This window comes from Massilia eurypsychrophila (genome assembly GCF_002760655.1).
Taxonomy (GTDB): domain Bacteria; phylum Pseudomonadota; class Gammaproteobacteria; order Burkholderiales; family Burkholderiaceae_D; genus JAFCUW01.
In genome coordinates this window covers 210,820-226,678 of record NZ_PDOC01000007.1, presented here as the reverse complement: position 1 = coordinate 226,678, position 15,859 = coordinate 210,820, and the positions used below count along the sequence as shown (strand labels likewise).

Genomic DNA, 15,859 nt, shown 5'->3' with positions numbered 1-15,859 from the left:
CTACTGGCAACGGTCGGCCACCCACTCGGCGCCGTCGGCCAGGCAGCGCCGCAATTGATCTTGCAGGCGATCGGCTTTTGCCTTCAGCACGCTGCACTCGCGGTTGCCCGCGTCGACCATCGCCGCGCACACCTCCATCTTGCTCGAAGCGGCCGCGTAGTCGCCGCGCGCCATCGCCTGGCGCGCATCGGCCAACAGGTTGCGCGCCGATTGCGCCTGTTCGCGCGCGAGCGGACGCGCCGCCTTCGGCGCGGGACGCGCGCGCTTGCGGGCACACGCGGCATCGGCGTCGTTGAGCGCCGACTGCAGTCGCTGCAGCTGCGCCGGTGTCGCCGTACTGTCCTTCAGCGCGATCAGTTCGGCCTGCGCTTCTCCGGCCTTGCAAGCCGTCGCCAGTGCGATCGCACTGTCGATGCGGGCATCGATCTTCTGCGGCGTCGGGCGCTGGGTGATCCAGATCAGCCACAGCACCCCAAGCGCGAGCAGCCAGTAACGTAGCCGGACCGGTTCGCGCTGCGGCGGGCGAGCCGGCACTGCCGCTCGCGGAGGCGACGCGCCTGGCGCCGGTTTGCGGACCGGCGGCGGAGGCAGAGGCGGAAGCACCGCCGCTGGCGCGGGAGCAGCCGGCGCCGGCTTGGCGAACGATACCGGTGGAGCAGCGGCAACAACAGGAACGGCGGCGGCAGCGTCGGCCGGCCGCAGCAGGCCGGTACTCTGGCTGGTGCCGCAGTACGGGCAATAGTTGACCCTGCGCGGCAGCGGCCGCACACAAGCGCCATTGACGCAGCGGTAAATCACTTCATCTTGCACGTCGTCTCGCTTCACTGCGGATCCGGGATGCCGTCATCCGGGTCCGGAATTGTGTCGCCAAACAGCTCCGCCAGTTCCGCCATCTGGCCCGCACTCTGCCACTTGTCGGCCTTCGGATTCCACCCCATGTTCCAGACCCGGGTGTCGGCGGTGACCTCGCCGCGCGCAATCCGCAGCGCGATGTCGTCGAGCGAATACGGCCCGTGCTGGGCGCCGCCGGAAAACAGCTTGTAGCGTGGCGCCGCCGGCATGTACGCTACCGCCGGCGCTGGCGTCTCCAGCACCTGCGCCGCGCGCTCTTCGCTGGCCAGCACGTCATGCCGGATCACGCGCTTGTCGACCGCCTTTTCCACTTCCCAGTGATAGGCGTCGCTGGCCGAATCTGGCACCAGCTCGGACCATTGCACGAGCGTGCTGGCGGCCGTGTCGACCTGCGCCGGCGCCAAGCCCGGGTTCAGCGCGCGGGCGCGCTTGAGCCACTGTTCGTACAGCCGCCGCGCGGTGATGTTCGGCAGCGATGGCGACGGCAGCTGCGCGCCGGTCTCGTCGACTTCGAGCTTGGGCTCGTACACGCGCTGCTGGTAATGGCGCATCAGCGCGGCCAGCAGCACCAGCTGGCTCGGCCCCATCGCGGCCAGCTTGCGCTGCACGGCGATGATGACCTGGTCGCGGTAGTAAGCCGGCAAGCCGTTCGAGCGGATCGCGAACTCGTTGCCGATCTGTAGCCACTCGCCGGATCCCGGTTCGACTTCGAACAGGTACTGTCCGCGCGGCTGGAACGACGCCTCGCGATCGGCCAGGTCCGCCTTGCGCTTGATGACGCCGAGCGCGTTCGCCTGCAGGAACCATTCGTAGTCGTCGGCCAGCCGATTGAGCTCGTCCATCGACGGCGAGATCGGGTGGCGAAAGCGGGTCGAATCGAAATGCAGGTGGGTCGGGATTTTCGGGTTCTCGATCTGGTACGAGGTGCGCCAGGTCGGCAGGCCGCGCAGCACCGTCATCGGAAAGCCGGACAGCTCGATGTAGCATACCGCCTTGCCGGGAATGCCCGTATTGACGATGGTGACCAGGTCGCCGTGGAAGGAACCGGTCGGCACGGCGGCGCGGATTTCGCCCTCCATGCGGCGCCACGCGTTGGCGTCGCCTACGCCAATGAAGCACTTGAACTGGTCGGCGCGCGGCGTGAACTCGGCCGAAAAGCGCGCATTAATCCACGGCATGGCGCTCTTGAGCCACTCGTTAAAGACGCGCTGGCGCTCCTGTGGCGACATCGCCGCCAGCCGTTCGAGCAGCGGGTCGGCCGGCTCGACGCCGTTGATCTGTTCGACCGTGAGCTGGGTTTGCGCGCGGCGGAACAGTTTAAGCAGCAGGCTGGCGCGCAGGCGATCGTCGCCCAGCTGCGGGAACAGCCGCGCCGAGCCGCCGAATTCAAGCAGCACTTCTTCGCTCCAGGCACTGATGTCGCCGGTCAGCTCGACCGGCTCGGGCAGCACGTCGCTGGCCAGCTTGATGTAAGTGGCATGCTCGTGCTGGGCATCGGCGCGCAACTGGCCGATGCGCTGGTCGACCGCGCCGAGCATGGCCTGCACGCTGCGCCGCCCTTCCTGGAATTCGCCGGCAATGCCGCTCCACACCGGCTGGCCATGTTCGTCCAGCGATTGCGGATCGCCCAGCCAGGCCGACATCCCGCGCATCACCTCGACCGCCTGGCCGGCCGCCACCGCCAGCAGGTGGAAGCGCAGGTAGTCGGCGATGTCGCGCTTGAGGTGGGTCATCACCTCGCGCGCCTGCGCGTCCTTGCCGAACAATTTGCCCGCCGCCTGCGACAGGTTATTGAGAGACTCCTCCACCTGGCGCGTGCGCAGCGCGTCGCGGATGTCGCGATAGTGGCGGCCATTGCGCTCGGCGCTGGCGAGGTCGCGCTGCAGCAGGCGCGCCTTGACCTGTTCCAGCAGCGACAGCACGAACTCCAGTCCGCCCTGCTTGCGGTCGTCCAGCAGCGCATACAGCTGCTGGCGCGAGCGGCCCTTCAGGCGCGTCATCAGTTCGGCGGTGTGGCGCTTGATGCGGTCTTCGCTGGTCTCGGCGGTGGCGCCGGCCTCGCGGATGGCGTCGCGTTCGAGCTGTGGCAGCAGTTCGGCCACCTTCTCGCGCCATACCTTGAGGTCATACGCGCCCATGATGCGGTCGACCTCGAGCTGCACCTTGCTCTCGACGCGCTCGAGCAGCGAGCGCTGGTCCTTGTCCATCAACAGCTGGTCGGTCAGGGCGTATTCCTGGAACGGCGTGACGTCGACCGTGCCCTTCTTAAAGTCGGGGAACTCGTCGAACGGGCGCTCGCTCATCGCCATATGCTCGCGCATGAAGATGTCGCGCTCCTGGTCGCCGGCGCGGCGGGCGGCGGCGCCGTCGGTGCCGACCAGGCCGAAGAAGGCCTTCACCATCAGCGCCGACAGCTCGTAGGCGCGGATGTCGTCGCGCAGGCTTTGCTGGGTGTCGAGCACCGCCTGGCCGAATGCCGAATACACTTTCGAGTACGACAGGCGCATGTCGCCGAAGCGCTGTTCCGGCACGCGCGGATTGAATGGCCCCAGCTTGTGCTGCTGCTGGTTGACCGCGATGGAGCGCTTGCGGTTGGCGAAATCGGCCGAGGCGAAGTCCTCGAACAGCGTGTCGGCCACCATCTGGTAGACGTCCTTGATGTCCTGGGTCGCCTTGTTGGCCAGGTTGGCGGTATCGACGAAATAGACGTCGTCGAACGGCGCGCCTTTGCCGACCACGCTGTCCGGATCCATCCACCGCACTTGCGCGTTCATGTCGCGCATGGTCGTCTCGAGCTCCATCAAGGTGGCGTAGGCGTTCGCCTCGGTGCGCTCCTTGTTGGCCTTGGCGAAGCCGGACGGCATGAACATCACCAGGTCGACCTGGTTGTCCGACACTTCCTGGCGCGCGATCGCTTTCGAGATCCAGCCAAGGTCGATGGCGCTGCCGGCGCCGGTGCCGCCCGCGCACGAGGCGATGACGACGATGCGGAACTTGGACGTGTCGACCTGAAGACCGAGGCGCTGATAGGTTTCCTTGCGCTCGTTGCCGGCATTGCTGCTCAAGAAATTGAGCGCGCCCTTGATGCGGCCACGCAGTTTCGGATATTTGTCGAACAGGTAAAGGCGTGCCAGCGCGCGGATCTGGCCGGCGCCCTTGGACGGATCGATACCGAGCGAGCGCAGTTTTTTCGGCCGTAGCGGCATCCAGTTTTCGATCAGCGGAAAGCGCGCCAGGCTGTCGTCCGACTCATGATACTGCGGCAGGTCGAGCGGCTCGACCAGGCGCTCCTCGTCGGACAGCTTGACCAGCTCGTACCAGGGGTCGGTACGCAGCGATTTGCCTTCGTCGATGATGGCGTGGTTGTCGAGGTCGAAGTGGAGGAAGCGCGCCACGGGGAACTCGGCGATCGATTCGACGCGGGTCGGGTTATGCCGGTTCCACACTTCCGACATGATGCGCCGGCGGATCCGCATCATCACTTCCATGCCGGTGCCGCCGGCGCCGATGAACAGGGTCGGGCGCAGGTCGACCTTCAGCTCGGCCTTCTTGTCGGCGCTCGCGGTGTTGGGAAATTCAGCCATGTCGTTCTTTCAGGTGGAAGTGGATCAGCGGCGGCCGACGAACAGCGTCGCGACCAGCGCGATCAGGCCTACCGCCACCAGCGGGCCGGTCACCGCGAAGGTGAGGAATTTGCTGGCATTGATCATCGCCAGCACAGCGGCCGCGCTGAGGAAGCACAGGCCGACGAACATCAGCCAGCCCGCGCTGCCGGCAGTCGATGGCGCCACCCGCCGCACCACCAGGTGATGGACGTAGGCGTTACGGACAAAGAAGTAGATCACCAGCAGGATGAGGAACACCGCGCCGCCGATCGCCAGGTCGCGCGTGGAGGTATCGGTGGCGACGGGAGCCGGCGCCGGCGCCACCTCGATCGGCGTGCCACCTTGTTTCGGCAAGGCGTCGCCGGCCGGGCCGGGCAGCTTGAAGCCTGGATCGGCGGCGGGGGCGGATGCGGGAGCCTGGTCGTTTTGCATGGTCTGTCGTTCCTTCGGGTTCAGCAAGTAAAAAAATGCGAAAACATCAGCGGCCCAGCCGTACCTGCGCGCCTTCGCGCAGGTCGATCAGCTGGTGTCCGAAAATGGTGGTCTTCAATTGGGCGACCTTGTTGCCCGCCTTGTCGAATATCGGCTGGGTGACGCCGGCGCGCGTATGCACGGTGCGCAGCTCGTCTTCCACCGTCAGGAAGGTGCGGCGCGGGCGGCCGTAGGCCAGTGCGGCGGCGCCGGCGGCGCCGGCCAAGGCCAGTCCGGCGGCAATCAGCGCGAGCAGCGGCCCAATACCGTAATGGACCCGCACTTCGATCGGCAGCACCGCTAGAGAGCCCTGGATGCGCTCCGGCGGCGTGAAAATCTCCGGCAACGGATCGCCGGGGAACAGCGCCTCCATGCGTTGGCGGAAGGCCTGCGATAGTTCGAGCCGCTGGTCGGTCAGCTGCAGCTCGATGCGGCCCGGCATCACGTATGCCGAGCCGGCCGAGCCGAGCGCCTGCATCGACCATTTGCCCGGCAGCTGCGCCACCGGCAGCTGCATGGTTGATGCCAGCGGCGCGCTCTTGCCCGGCGCCAGGGCGCCGACCTTGTCGCTGGCGAGCGCGATCGGGCGGTCCTGCTGCGCCAGCACCGAGCGCGCGCCGATGCGGGCGCTGGCGATGGTGTACGGGTAGATCGTGTTCTCCAGGTTCCAGCCGATCTTGGCGGCCGGCGTGCGGGCGCTTGAATCAACGTCGGCGCGCAGCATGCCGCCCGGGCCCATCGAGAACGATACGCCGGGCGCGTCTTCAACCCGGCGCGGCACCAGGCGCACGGTGTCGCGGTCGAGCGGTTTCAGACGTGCCGGCGGCTCGGTGATGACGGCGCCGATGCGCCCCGACGCGAGCAGCCGATCAAGTTCGCGCGCACCCTGCTCGCCGACGGCGAACACGTACACCATCAAGCCGTTGGCGCGGTAGTGCTCGCCCTTGACCGCCATCTTCAACGGGAACGCCAGCGCCTTGGTGATCGCGCCGCCCTGGTGAATCAATTCGTAGAATTCGCGGTTGCGGCGCGCGGTGGCCTGGTCGTTGTTCGGGCTGTTGCGGTTGTTCGTGAACAGCCATACCAGGCCGGGTTTGCCGGCCAGCGCGGTGCCGATGGCCGAGCTGACCGCTTCGCCCAGGTCGGTGTCGGCCAGCGCGCTGCTGCCGGGCTTTTTCGCCGTCTGCAGCGATGCCAGCGCGGCGCCGACGTCGGCGCGCGTGGCGGCGCCGCTGACCTTTTGCGACAGCAGCGCTTTTGGGGATGGCGCGCCGGGCAGGCGCTGGTTGAACGACGCCAGCACCATCAGGTCGCCGGGCTCGGTGGCGGCGATCACCAGCTCGGTCACCAGCGGCTTGTACTGCGACGCCGGATCGGTATAGAACGGATCCATCCAGCCCGAATTCTGGACCAGGAACACGTGCGAGCCGGCGCACGCCGGCACGCTGGCGCACAGCAGCGCGGTCAACGCGGCGGTGTTGGCGATGAGCGTTTTCACGGCAGCTCTTCCAGGCGCCAGCCGCGGATCTGGTTCCAGTCGGGGTGGTGCAGCCACAGGCAGTGTTGATACACGAACGGCATGCATTCGAGCGGGCGTGATAAGCGCGGGATCTCGTCGAGGATGACGTTGCGCCGGCCGATCCACTCGACCGTCGTGCGCGGGATGGTGCGCCCGGCCAGCGCCTCTTCGGCGCGGCCGGTGTACTTGTGAAAGCGCAGCACCAGGCCACTGGGCTGGCTGCGGTTGTTGTTAAACCCGCGCAGCAGCGGCAGCACCAGCGAATCGTCCTCGTGCAGGTCCTCGACGTTTTCCACTTCCCACGGTTCGTTGACCACCTCGTGCCCGCGGCGGAACAGGAAGTTGGCGAAGCCGAGCCGCGCGCCGCTGATCGCTTCCGACTGCGGATTGTCCTTGCCAAGCTCGATGAACGAATACTCCTGGCCGGTATGCCCGATGTGCCACAGGCGGCCGTCGCGGCTCTGGGTCGGGCCGCCGAATTCGAGGCGCGGCGAAAAACCGCGCGGCCAAGGCAGCCATTGCGGCGGCGCGCCCGGCTGCCAAAGCAGTTGGCCCATCTGGTGCAGCCAGAGCAGCCGGCCGTCATAGCTGATCGGGCGCATCCAGCCGCTGGCGGGAGCGGCGCCGCAATCGAGCAGCTCGACCTGCGACAGGTCGCTGTGCGCGGTCCACATGCGCGTGCCGGCGGCGCTTACGAACAGGCAGGCGACGTGGCGCCGCACTGCGCCGGGCGCGCTGGCCAGCACCGCGTCGAACACCGGCTCGGCGCGGCAGGTCTCGCTGACAGGATTGATCCACAGGCGGCACAGGCCCTTGTCGGTCGGGATCAGCGCCACTTCGCCGCGGCGCGGATTGGCAACCGGCAGCCAGCCATACGCCGACCTGCTGAAGGTCAGGTCGACGCTGAAGTCTTCCGGCGCCATCAGGTGCCACAGCTGCGCCAGCGGATCCCAGTACTGCAGCACGTTGCGGGTGTAGGCCAGCGCCAGCAGCCGCTGGGTCGGGAAGCCGTAGCTGCCGGCGGCGAACACGCACTGTGCGTTGGGCGGCGCCGGCATGCTGGCGTCGAAGCGGCCGACGAAGGGAGCGGCGGGCCGCTCTTCGAGCGCGTCGCCCAGCGCCAGCGACGTCACCGGCAGGCCATGCGGCACATGGCGCGGCACAAACTGATCGGACCACGGGCCCCACCAGTCGGGCTGCGACTTGACCTGGCCGGCCAGTTTGACCAGCGCGCGGCCGCAGGTGGGGCAGAAGGCGAAGCCTTCGGGGTAGATCCGCGCGCAATTGCAGGTCGACGGCAGCGAGGCGCCGAGCAGGTGGGCGACGTCCGGCAGGCGGGCGCGCGCCTGGCCCTGCCAGTCGATGCGCGACAAGCCTTCGCTTGCCGCCAGTTCGAACTGGCCGCTCTTGTCGTCTTCCAGCCAGACACTTGCTGGCGTTTCCCATCGATATGCCATTTGCTCGCCGTTGTATGCATGTTGAAGGCGGCCCGTGCTTACTACTGCGGGGCCCGCTATTGCCATTCAAATCATAGCGCAACTGAGTGGCAGAGGAAGTTTGATTGGCCGGTATCGCCAGACGCGCTCGCGGGGAGCGGCTGGTAGCCTATGCATGAAAGAAAACGCCCCGGGTTGCGGGGCGTCAGGGACGAATCAAGTCGAGAAAGAGTTTTCTACCAGGCCGGTCCGCCAGACCGGGACACCGACACCAGAAAAATCCTTATCGTCTGTCCAAATTGCGCAACCGAGCGACATCGCGCACGCAAGAACAGGCCAATCATTCGGGTCGCGCGCCCCAATTCGGGCTTGTGCTTGGCGCTCCAGACCTCGGTAACTATCACTTCCAACAATTCGAACGATTTGGCTAGGCCTGTTCAGGTATTGCATTCCATCTTGGGTACCCTTGGAACGTTTCGTCAGCAAGGCGGGCACATATCGGTTTGCCTCCGCCCATGCCAAGTCTGGTGTGAACAACGAGACCGTCACTCCATACTGTTCCACAAGTTTTCGGATCCGATGCCCTAGAACTGCCCCAATCAAGATATTGGCATCAAGGACGATCGCCTTGTTGCTCATGCCGCTTTTGTCCCAGTTTTCTTTTGTCGGCTAGACTCTTTTCGTAGCTCATCAACTTCGGCGACTACCTCATCCATATCGATGTCGCCGGTGCCGAGAAGCTGATCAAGCGCGGCGCCAGCATCTTTCAGTGCGGCGACGTCTGCATCAGAATACTTGGCCACTGGGATTAAATAGCCAATTGCTTTCCCATCCTCAATCACGGCAACGGGTGAATTGCCAGCGGTATATTTAAGAAAAACCGAAACGAACTCCTGAATATCAACCTCTTTCGTGTCCATAGAATTCCTTGGTTGCGCATACGCTTAAGCTCAAATCCGGAAAAGACATTCTATGCTGCTCCTACGACCGCTACACGACTACACCAGCCGCACCATGCTGATCTTCCAGTCGCCCTGTTCGCGGAACATCGTCAGCGCCAGGATGCGCCGCGTGTCGGGCGTGGCCCCCAGCAGCACGACGACGCTGGCGACGTTACCCTGCACCGTCGGGCGCACCGCCTTGATGTGGGTCGGCCAGTCGTCCATGAATTCCTGCGCCTGGACGAAGTAGTCGGCGTGCAGGCCCTTGCGGCTCATGCGGCGCGTCAGTTCCTTCATCAGTGACTTCTCGACGTACGCCGACATCTGCACCGACGACTGCTTCAGCGGGTCCTGATTGTTGGCCAGCGACTGCATGTACCAGCGATAGAACTGGACCGCCGCCTCCTCGGGCGGCGACGACGCGACCATCGCCGGCGCTGCCAGCGCGAACTGCGCCGCGATGATCAACGCGGCCAGCACCGTCACGACGGCCGCGCGCAACGCTTTGGCCGAAAATGGCCAGCGGCAATTTCTCATGATTCCCCCGCAAAGTGTGATTTCCGACAAACAACTGTGCAGCAACATGGGCGCTTCGCCTTGATCTAGCGCAAGCGCTCTGGCATCTACGTATAATTGCGGGCTCAACTTCACCGCCTGCCGCCATGACCTCCACCGCCGACACTGCCGATTCCCCCTGGGGCGAGATACCCGCCCACGAGGTCGACGCCGCCGCGGCGCACCTGCGCGACGTGCTCGCGCTGGTGGTCGAACACGGCCCGGCGCACGCCGCCCTGGTGGTCTACGACACCCGCAGCGACCTGGCGCGGGCGCTGGCCGAAGGCTATCGCCGCAACCTGCCCGGCGCCACCTTCATCGACTTCGACACCGTCGCGCCGGACGACGTGCTGGCGCAGTTCCGCCGCATGGCCCGTTCCGACCTGGTGGTACTGGTGCAGTCGACCAGCTTCCGGCTCGAGGCATTTCGCATCCGCGTCGAGCTGTTCAAGCTTGGCCTGAAGGTCATAGAGCACGTGCACCTGTCGCGCATGCCGGGCGCGCAGGGGGCGCACTATATCGAGTCGCTCGCCTACGATCCGGCTTACTACCGCGGAGTCGGCCAGGCGCTGAAGGCGCGCATCGACGGCGCCTTGTCGGCCACCGTCGACAGCGGCGGCGAGACGCTGGTGTTTGCGTCGGAGCTGGAGCCGGCCAAGCTCAATATCGGCGACTACAGCGGCATGAACAACGTCGGCGGCCAGTTCCCGATCGGCGAAGTGTTCACCGAAGCGCAGGACCTCGAAGCGGTCAACGGGCGCGTGCGGATTCACGTATTTGGCGACACTTCCTACCTGGTGAACCGCCCCGCCACGCCGATCACGCTGGTGATCGAACGCGGCCGCGTGGTCGGCTTTGAAAACGCTACGCCGGAATTCGAGCGCCTGCTCGACATCATCCGCGCCGACGAGGGCGAGGTGTGGGTGCGCGAACTTGGTTTCGGCATGAACCGCGCGTTCACGCGCGAGCGCCGGGTCAACGACATCGGCACGTATGAACGCATGTGCGGCATCCACCTGTCGCTCGGCGCCAAGCACGGCGTCTATCCGAAGCCCGGCTTCAAGCGCAAGGACGCGCGTTACCACGTCGACATCTTCGCCGTCACCGAGGCCGTTTATCTCGACGAGGACCTGGTGTACAGTGACGGAGCTTGGCAGGTCTGATCAGGGGAACTTGAAATGCTCAATGAAGAACAACGCGCGCGCTACGCCCTCGACGGCTATATAGTCCTCCCTGGCTTCAAGAGCGCGCAGGAAATTGCGGCAGTGCGCGAGCGCGCCGCCCAGATCGTCGACGCCTTCGATCCAGGCCAGGGCAGCGGCATTTTCACCACGCGGAACCAGGCCACCGCCACCGACGACTACTTTCTCCGCTCGGACAACACGGTGCGCTGCTTCTTCGAGGAGGAGGCCTTCGATGCGGAAGGCCGGCTGCGCCAGGACAAATCGCTATCGATCAACAAGATCGGCCACGCGCTGCACGACCTCGATCCGGTGTTCGAGCGCTTTTCGCGCGATCCGAAACTGGCCGCGGTGGCGCGCGACCTTGGCCTGGCCGAGGCGCTGGTGTGGCAGTCGATGTACATCTTCAAGCAGCCCGGCATCGGCGGCGAGGTGCGCTGGCACCAGGACGCGACTTTTTTCGAGACGACTCCGATCAGCGTGACGACGTTCTGGTTCGCGCTCGAAGACGCCACCGTCGACAATGGCTGCCTGTGGGTGCAGCCGGGCGGGCATCGTGGCCCGATGCGCGAGCGCTTCGTGCGCAATGGCGACGCCATCAACATGGAAAAGCTGGACGCCACGCCGTGGCCCGACGACAGCGTGGCGGTGCCGCTGGAGGCTGCGGCCGGCAGCCTGGTGTGCTTCCATGGCCTGCTGCCGCACTACAGCGCGCCAAACCGGTCGGCGGTATCGCGCCACGCGTACACGCTGCATGCGACCGATGGCCGCACCGCGTATTCGCCGCAAAACTGGATTCAGCGCGATTCCGCTTTGCCGGCGCGCGGTTTCGAATAAGTTGCCGCTTCTTTTCCAGCGGGGTCAGTGCCGGCAATCGTACACGAACTCGTCAGTCGGACAAGCTGCTAACGCTGAGCCTGCGTACTATTGCCGGCACTGACCCCGATTGGATTGCGCTGCAACAGCGCTGAGCTTGTGTACGATTGCCGGCACTGACCCCGCTGCCTGACCCGCTGCGACGTCCGTCGGACAAGCTGCTACCGCTGAGCTTGTGTACGATTGCCGGCACTGACCCCGCTTCCCTGACCCCGCTTCCGCTTCGTAACACCGCTGAGCTTGTGTACGATTGCCGGCACTGACCCCGCTTCCGGCGTCGGCGTCATGCTACTTCGCCTGGCCCAGGAACGCCTTCACTTCCGACTGGAACTGCTGCGGCTGGTCCCACATGATGAAGTGGGCGCTGGGCGCAATGCGCTTGAGCGTAACGTTCTTCAGCGGCGCGAACGATGCCTTGTACGCGCCGTCGATTCTTTCGTCCGTCATGCCGGGCGCTTTCGGCACCACGTACAGCACCGTTGTCGGCACGGTTATTCGGGCCAGTTCCGGCGCCAGGTCGGTGACGATCAACTCGTGGTAAGCGCGCGCCGTCACGTCCGGGTCGCTCTTGACTGAATCGTCGAGCGCGCCCGGACGCATGGCGACGTTGTCCACCATCGAGTTGATGGTGGCGGTGTTGCGCATGCTGCGCGCGGTAGGATCGGACGTGCGCATCTGCGTGAGCATCGCGTCGGCCATCGGCTTGACGGTGCTTGCGCTGGCGCCCGGCGGCGCGAACAGCGCGCCAAGAAAGGGAACCATGTCGACCACCATCAACCGCGACAGCGAATCGGGATGGCGCCCCGCCAGCATCATGCCGATCGTGCCGCCCATCGAATGGCCGATAACGGCCGGCTTGACCAGGCCGCGCGCCGCGATGTAGCGCGCGATTTCTTCGGCCACCGGCGCCGCCACCGCGCCTTCCGTGTTGCCGCCTCTGGCCTGGCCGGCGAAGCCGGCAATCTGCACCATGTGATAGCGGTAGCCCGGCACCGCCGCGACCATCTCGCGCCACACGCGCGGCGACGACGCCAGGCCGTGAATGAGCACTACATCGGTACCGGCACCTTCGGCCGTGACGCTGATGCGGTCGGACGTGAATTCGGCGGCAAACGCCGGCATCAACGCGCCGGCGGCCACGGCCACCAGCGACGTCAGCAAGGTGCGGCGGCTAAAGACTGACAGGATAGACAGCGACATGGGAGCTCCCTTTTTTCGATAGGGAGATACTCGTCCAGGATGTCGTACATTGTCAAGCCGATATCATCAACACGCAGCGCGCACAGGCGGTGTATGCATGTCAGGCCAGTTCGGGCCTGCCCAGGCGCCCGGCCACGTCGACCATCGGCTGGTCCGGCGCATGCTTGGGCATCATGATCGTCACGCTGGTGCCGTTGCCCGGCGTCGACGCGATGCCGATGCTCCCGCCCAGTATCCCGGTGACGACGTTGTAGACGATATTCATGCCCAGGCCCGAGCCACCCTGCCCCATCTTGGTGGTGAAGAACGGATCGAACACCTGGTGCAGCGTTTTCTGCGTCATGCCGACGCCATCGTCGCTAAAATTGAGCATCACCTGGCCCTGCTCGATCTCGCGCGCGCTGATCACGATCTTCGGCGACGCCTCGCCCTGGAATGCATGCAGCAGCGCGTTGTTGATCAGGTTCGACAGCACCTGGCCGATGCCGCCCGGGTAGGAGTCGAGCACCAGCTTGGGCGCCACGTCGACCTCGATGCGGCAGTTGGCGCGCCGCAGCTGGGCGGCGAAGGTGGCCAGCGTGTCGCGCACCACGTCGCCAAGCTCGAACGAGCGCCGCTTGTCGCTGGTCTGGTCGACCGATACCTGCTTGAAGGACGTGATCAGGTCAGCCGCGCGGCTGAGCGAACTGGCCATGATGCCGCACGCGAGCCGGGTGTCGGCCATGTGCGCTTCGAGCGCCGAGCGCTTGATGCCGCCATCGGCATATTTTTTCTCGAACTCATTGACCATGTCCGACAGCGTGGTGGCGGTCAGCAGGCTGTTGCCGATCGGGGTGTTGAGTTCATGCGCGATGCCGGCCACCAGGGCGCCGAGCGAGGCGAGCTTCTCGGACGTGATCAGGCTCGCCTGCGCCTGCTTTAGCGTCTCGAGCACCGACGACAGGTCGCCGTGCGCCAGTTCGACATGCGCCTTCTGCTGCTCCAGTTCGGCCAGGCTGGCGCGCTGCTCGACCAGCGTGGCGCGCAGCCGGCCGGCCAGGGTGCGGCTGCGGCGCGACGCCACCAGCAAGGCGGCGATCAGCGCGCTGATCAGGATGCCGGCCGCGCCGACCAGGACCGGCGGCGTGAAGTCGCGGCTGTAACGGCTGCCCACCAGCGCGCTGTACTGCACCAGCCAGTGCCGCTGGGCGACCCCGATATGTCCCAGTGCGACGCGCTTCGACAAGCTCAGTCCGCCGGGCGCGGCGCTGTCGAACAGGGTGTTTTCCGGGGTGGCCGGCAGCGGTGTGGCGCTGTCGCCGGTGTCGACGATGCGCAGCGCGATGTGCTCGAGCAGCGAAGGCTCGATCACTTCGCGCATCAGGTGGTCGACGCGGAACACGATCGCCACCACGCCGATGAAGGCGGCGCGGCGCTGCTCGAGCGTATCGACCGGCATGTTCTGCCGGTAGATCGGCGCGCGCGCCACGAAGCCGGGGTGGCGCGAGGAGTCCTGCACCAGCATCGTGCGGCCGGTGGCGACGATCTTGCCGCTGTCGCGCGCGGCATGCACCGACTGCAGCTGCGGCGGCAAGCTGGCCAGGTCGAGGCCGAAGGCATTTTCGTTGCCCTTCATCGGCTCATTGAACTCGATGATGAAGTGCTCGTCGCTTTGCAGCGTTGGGTGCACGTCGAACGCCGGCATGCTGCCGGTGCCGGCTCCCGATTCGCCGCGCACGTCGGCGGTGAACGCTTCAAGCTCGGCGTCAGGCACCGCGCGCACGAACTGGATGGCGCGAAATCCGGGATAGCGCTCGGCCAGGCGCAACTGCTGCACGAAGCGCTCGAACTGTTTGCGGTCTACTTCGCCGGTGACGGCGAACAGGCCCTTGAGGCTGAGCAGCACGTCGAAGTAGGTGCGCAGACGCACGCTGGTGTCGGTCGCCACCTTTTCGGTATCGCGCGCGAAATTGCCGCGGATCTGGGCATCCTGCGCCTCGACCACGATGAAGCAGGTCCACACCGTGATGCAGATGCCGACAGCAAAAGCCAGCAAGCCGTGGGTGCGGATCTGGTCCTTGAACATGGCGGCGCCGCTACGCCTGGGCGGCGTCGGGGAATTCAGTGGCGATCGCGCGGAACTGCTCTTCGACGACCAGCATTGCGTCGACGATGTCGGGATCGAAGTGCTCGCCGCTGCTCTGGCGGATCAGCTCGACCGCGGTCTCGTGGGTGAACGCCGGGCGGTAGACGCGCTTCGAAATCAGCGCGTCGTAGACGTCGGCCACCGCCATCAAGCGCGCCGACAGCGGGATGCCCTCGCCTTCGAGGCCCTGCGGATAGCCTGAGCCGTCCCATCTCTCCTGGTGCGAATAGGTGATTTCGCGCGCGTAGCGCAGGAACGGATTGGTGCCGCCGAGCGTTTTCTCGACGCCGGCGATCGCATCGCGGCCATGCACGGTGTGCTGCTTCATCAAATTGAATTCGTCCGGCGTCAGGCGGCCCGGCTTCATCAGGATGGCGTCCGGTACGGCGACCTTGCCGATATCGTGCAGCGGCGCCGCCTTCGCCATCAGCGCGATGCTGGCGTCGGTCAGTTCAGTGCTGAAGCGGCCGTGGAAGCGCAGCTCGCGCGCCAGCACGGTGAAAAACAGCTGGGTGCGGCGCAGGTGGTTGGCGATGCTGGCGTCGCGCGATTCGGCCAGCGTGGCCATCGCCATGATGGTCGCGTCCTGCATCGACACTGTCTCGCGTATGCGTTCGGCGACCTGGAATTCGAGCTGGCTGTCGCGCTCCTGGTGCGCTCCGCGCAGCGCCATCAGCTCGAGGTGCAGCGCGACGCGCGCCTTCAACGCTTCGGCGCTGACCGGCCGCGCGATGACGTCGCTGGCGCCGCCGCGAAATGCGCGCTGTTCGGCGTCGCGGTCGCCCTCGGTGAGAAACACCACCGCGGTGCCTTCGTTGAGAAACTCGCCGCGCAACTCGCGCAGCACGTCGCGCGCATCCATGTCGGCCAGGTCGGCGTCAAGCAGGATCAGGTCGGGACGCGGCGCCAGCCTGGCCAGTTGCAGCGCCTCGGCGCCGGTGCGGGCAAGCTTGGCGTGATAGCGCCCCTGCAATTGATCTTTCATCAGCACCAAATGGTCGGGCGACGCGTCGACAATCAGAACGGTTGCCTTGAACTTAATTTCCATCCCCGCGCGACTCCTGTAATAACGGCCTCATCTATGATACCGCGCCGGCC

13 protein-coding genes are annotated in these 15,859 nt (G+C 65.9%); 2 read left to right on the top strand and 11 right to left on the bottom strand.

What is annotated here, in order from left to right:
* From CR105_RS27810 to CR105_RS13995, 8 genes are all read right to left on the bottom strand, one after another.
* On the bottom strand, positions 1-825 hold the full coding sequence (locus CR105_RS27810) for a hypothetical protein (protein WP_131021846.1): 825 nt from the start codon (positions 823-825) through the stop codon (positions 1-3).
* Complete coding sequence (locus CR105_RS14025) at positions 822-4,436, bottom strand: tubulin-like doman-containing protein (protein ID WP_099789075.1); 3,615 nt, start codon at positions 4,434-4,436, stop codon at positions 822-824. The genes CR105_RS27810 and CR105_RS14025 overlap by 4 nt, the downstream gene beginning before the upstream one ends.
* A 24-nt stretch (positions 4,437-4,460) precedes the next feature.
* Positions 4,461-4,889 (bottom strand): hypothetical protein, encoded by a 429-nt coding sequence (locus CR105_RS14020; protein WP_099789074.1) that lies wholly within the window; start codon positions 4,887-4,889, stop codon positions 4,461-4,463.
* Positions 4,890-4,935: 46 nt separating this feature from the next.
* The gene (locus CR105_RS14015) at positions 4,936-6,426 is read right to left on the bottom strand and encodes a hypothetical protein (protein ID WP_180288194.1); all 1,491 of its coding nucleotides are present in this window, start codon (positions 6,424-6,426) and stop codon (positions 4,936-4,938) included.
* The gene (locus tag CR105_RS14010; RefSeq protein ID WP_099789073.1) at positions 6,423-7,904 is read right to left on the bottom strand and encodes a hypothetical protein; all 1,482 of its coding nucleotides are present in this window, start codon (positions 7,902-7,904) and stop codon (positions 6,423-6,425) included. The genes CR105_RS14015 and CR105_RS14010 overlap by 4 nt, the downstream gene beginning before the upstream one ends.
* 195 nt (positions 7,905-8,099) lie before the next feature.
* Positions 8,100-8,522: a PIN domain-containing protein gene (locus CR105_RS14005; RefSeq protein ID WP_099789072.1), complete on the bottom strand. Its 423-nt coding sequence runs from the start codon at positions 8,520-8,522 to the stop codon at positions 8,100-8,102.
* Positions 8,519-8,803: a prevent-host-death protein gene (locus CR105_RS14000; protein WP_099789071.1), complete on the bottom strand. Its 285-nt coding sequence runs from the start codon at positions 8,801-8,803 to the stop codon at positions 8,519-8,521. The genes CR105_RS14005 and CR105_RS14000 overlap by 4 nt, the downstream gene beginning before the upstream one ends.
* Before the next feature lie 78 nt (positions 8,804-8,881).
* Positions 8,882-9,361, bottom strand: a complete 480-nt coding sequence (locus CR105_RS13995; protein ID WP_180288193.1) for a DUF3828 domain-containing protein — start codon at positions 9,359-9,361, stop codon at positions 8,882-8,884.
* Positions 9,362-9,486: 125 nt separating this feature from the next.
* Here CR105_RS13995 and CR105_RS13990 point away from each other — a divergent pair, with 125 nt between their 5' ends.
* The gene (locus tag CR105_RS13990; RefSeq protein ID WP_099789069.1) at positions 9,487-10,542 is read left to right on the top strand and encodes a M29 family metallopeptidase; all 1,056 of its coding nucleotides are present in this window, start codon (positions 9,487-9,489) and stop codon (positions 10,540-10,542) included.
* 15 nt (positions 10,543-10,557) lie between these two features.
* Positions 10,558-11,397, top strand: a complete 840-nt coding sequence (locus CR105_RS13985) for a phytanoyl-CoA dioxygenase family protein (RefSeq protein WP_099789068.1) — start codon at positions 10,558-10,560, stop codon at positions 11,395-11,397.
* Positions 11,398-11,724: 327 nt separating this feature from the next.
* Here the strand turns inward: CR105_RS13985 and CR105_RS13980 are convergent, their stop codons facing one another.
* From CR105_RS13980 to CR105_RS13970, 3 genes are all read right to left on the bottom strand, one after another.
* Positions 11,725-12,636, bottom strand: coding sequence for an alpha/beta fold hydrolase (locus tag CR105_RS13980; RefSeq protein WP_099789067.1), 912 nt, complete (start codon positions 12,634-12,636; stop codon positions 11,725-11,727).
* A 100-nt stretch (positions 12,637-12,736) separates the two neighbouring features.
* Positions 12,737-14,701, bottom strand: coding sequence for a CHASE domain-containing protein (locus tag CR105_RS13975; RefSeq protein WP_099789066.1), 1,965 nt, complete (start codon positions 14,699-14,701; stop codon positions 12,737-12,739).
* Positions 14,702-14,711: 10 nt separating this feature from the next.
* Positions 14,712-15,809 carry an HD-GYP domain-containing protein gene (locus tag CR105_RS13970; protein WP_099789065.1) on the bottom strand — a complete coding sequence of 366 codons (1,098 nt, stop codon included), beginning with the start codon at positions 15,807-15,809 and terminating at the stop codon, positions 14,712-14,714.
* Between the last annotated feature and the right edge of the window lie 50 nt (positions 15,810-15,859).

Excerpts from the sequence above, each read along its gene's own strand:
- CR105_RS14025 (WP_099789075.1), bottom strand. The coding sequence starts at position 4,436 with ATGGCTGAATTTCCCAACACCGCGAGCGCCGACAAGAAGGCCGAGCTG.
- CR105_RS14020 (WP_099789074.1), bottom strand. The coding sequence starts at position 4,889 with ATGCAAAACGACCAGGCTCCCGCATCCGCCCCCGCCGCCGATCCAGGC.
- CR105_RS14010 (WP_099789073.1), bottom strand. The coding sequence starts at position 7,904 with ATGGCATATCGATGGGAAACGCCAGCAAGTGTCTGGCTGGAAGACGAC.
- CR105_RS14005 (WP_099789072.1), bottom strand. The coding sequence starts at position 8,522 with ATGAGCAACAAGGCGATCGTCCTTGATGCCAATATCTTGATTGGGGCA.
- CR105_RS14000 (WP_099789071.1), bottom strand. The coding sequence starts at position 8,803 with ATGGACACGAAAGAGGTTGATATTCAGGAGTTCGTTTCGGTTTTTCTT.
- CR105_RS13995 (WP_180288193.1), bottom strand. The coding sequence starts at position 9,361 with ATGAGAAATTGCCGCTGGCCATTTTCGGCCAAAGCGTTGCGCGCGGCC.
- CR105_RS13990 (WP_099789069.1), top strand. The coding sequence starts at position 9,487 with ATGACCTCCACCGCCGACACTGCCGATTCCCCCTGGGGCGAGATACCC.
- CR105_RS13985 (WP_099789068.1), top strand. The coding sequence starts at position 10,558 with ATGCTCAATGAAGAACAACGCGCGCGCTACGCCCTCGACGGCTATATA.
- CR105_RS13980 (WP_099789067.1), bottom strand. The coding sequence starts at position 12,636 with ATGTCGCTGTCTATCCTGTCAGTCTTTAGCCGCCGCACCTTGCTGACG.
- CR105_RS13975 (WP_099789066.1), bottom strand. The coding sequence starts at position 14,701 with ATGTTCAAGGACCAGATCCGCACCCACGGCTTGCTGGCTTTTGCTGTC.
- CR105_RS13970 (WP_099789065.1), bottom strand. The coding sequence starts at position 15,809 with ATGGAAATTAAGTTCAAGGCAACCGTTCTGATTGTCGACGCGTCGCCC.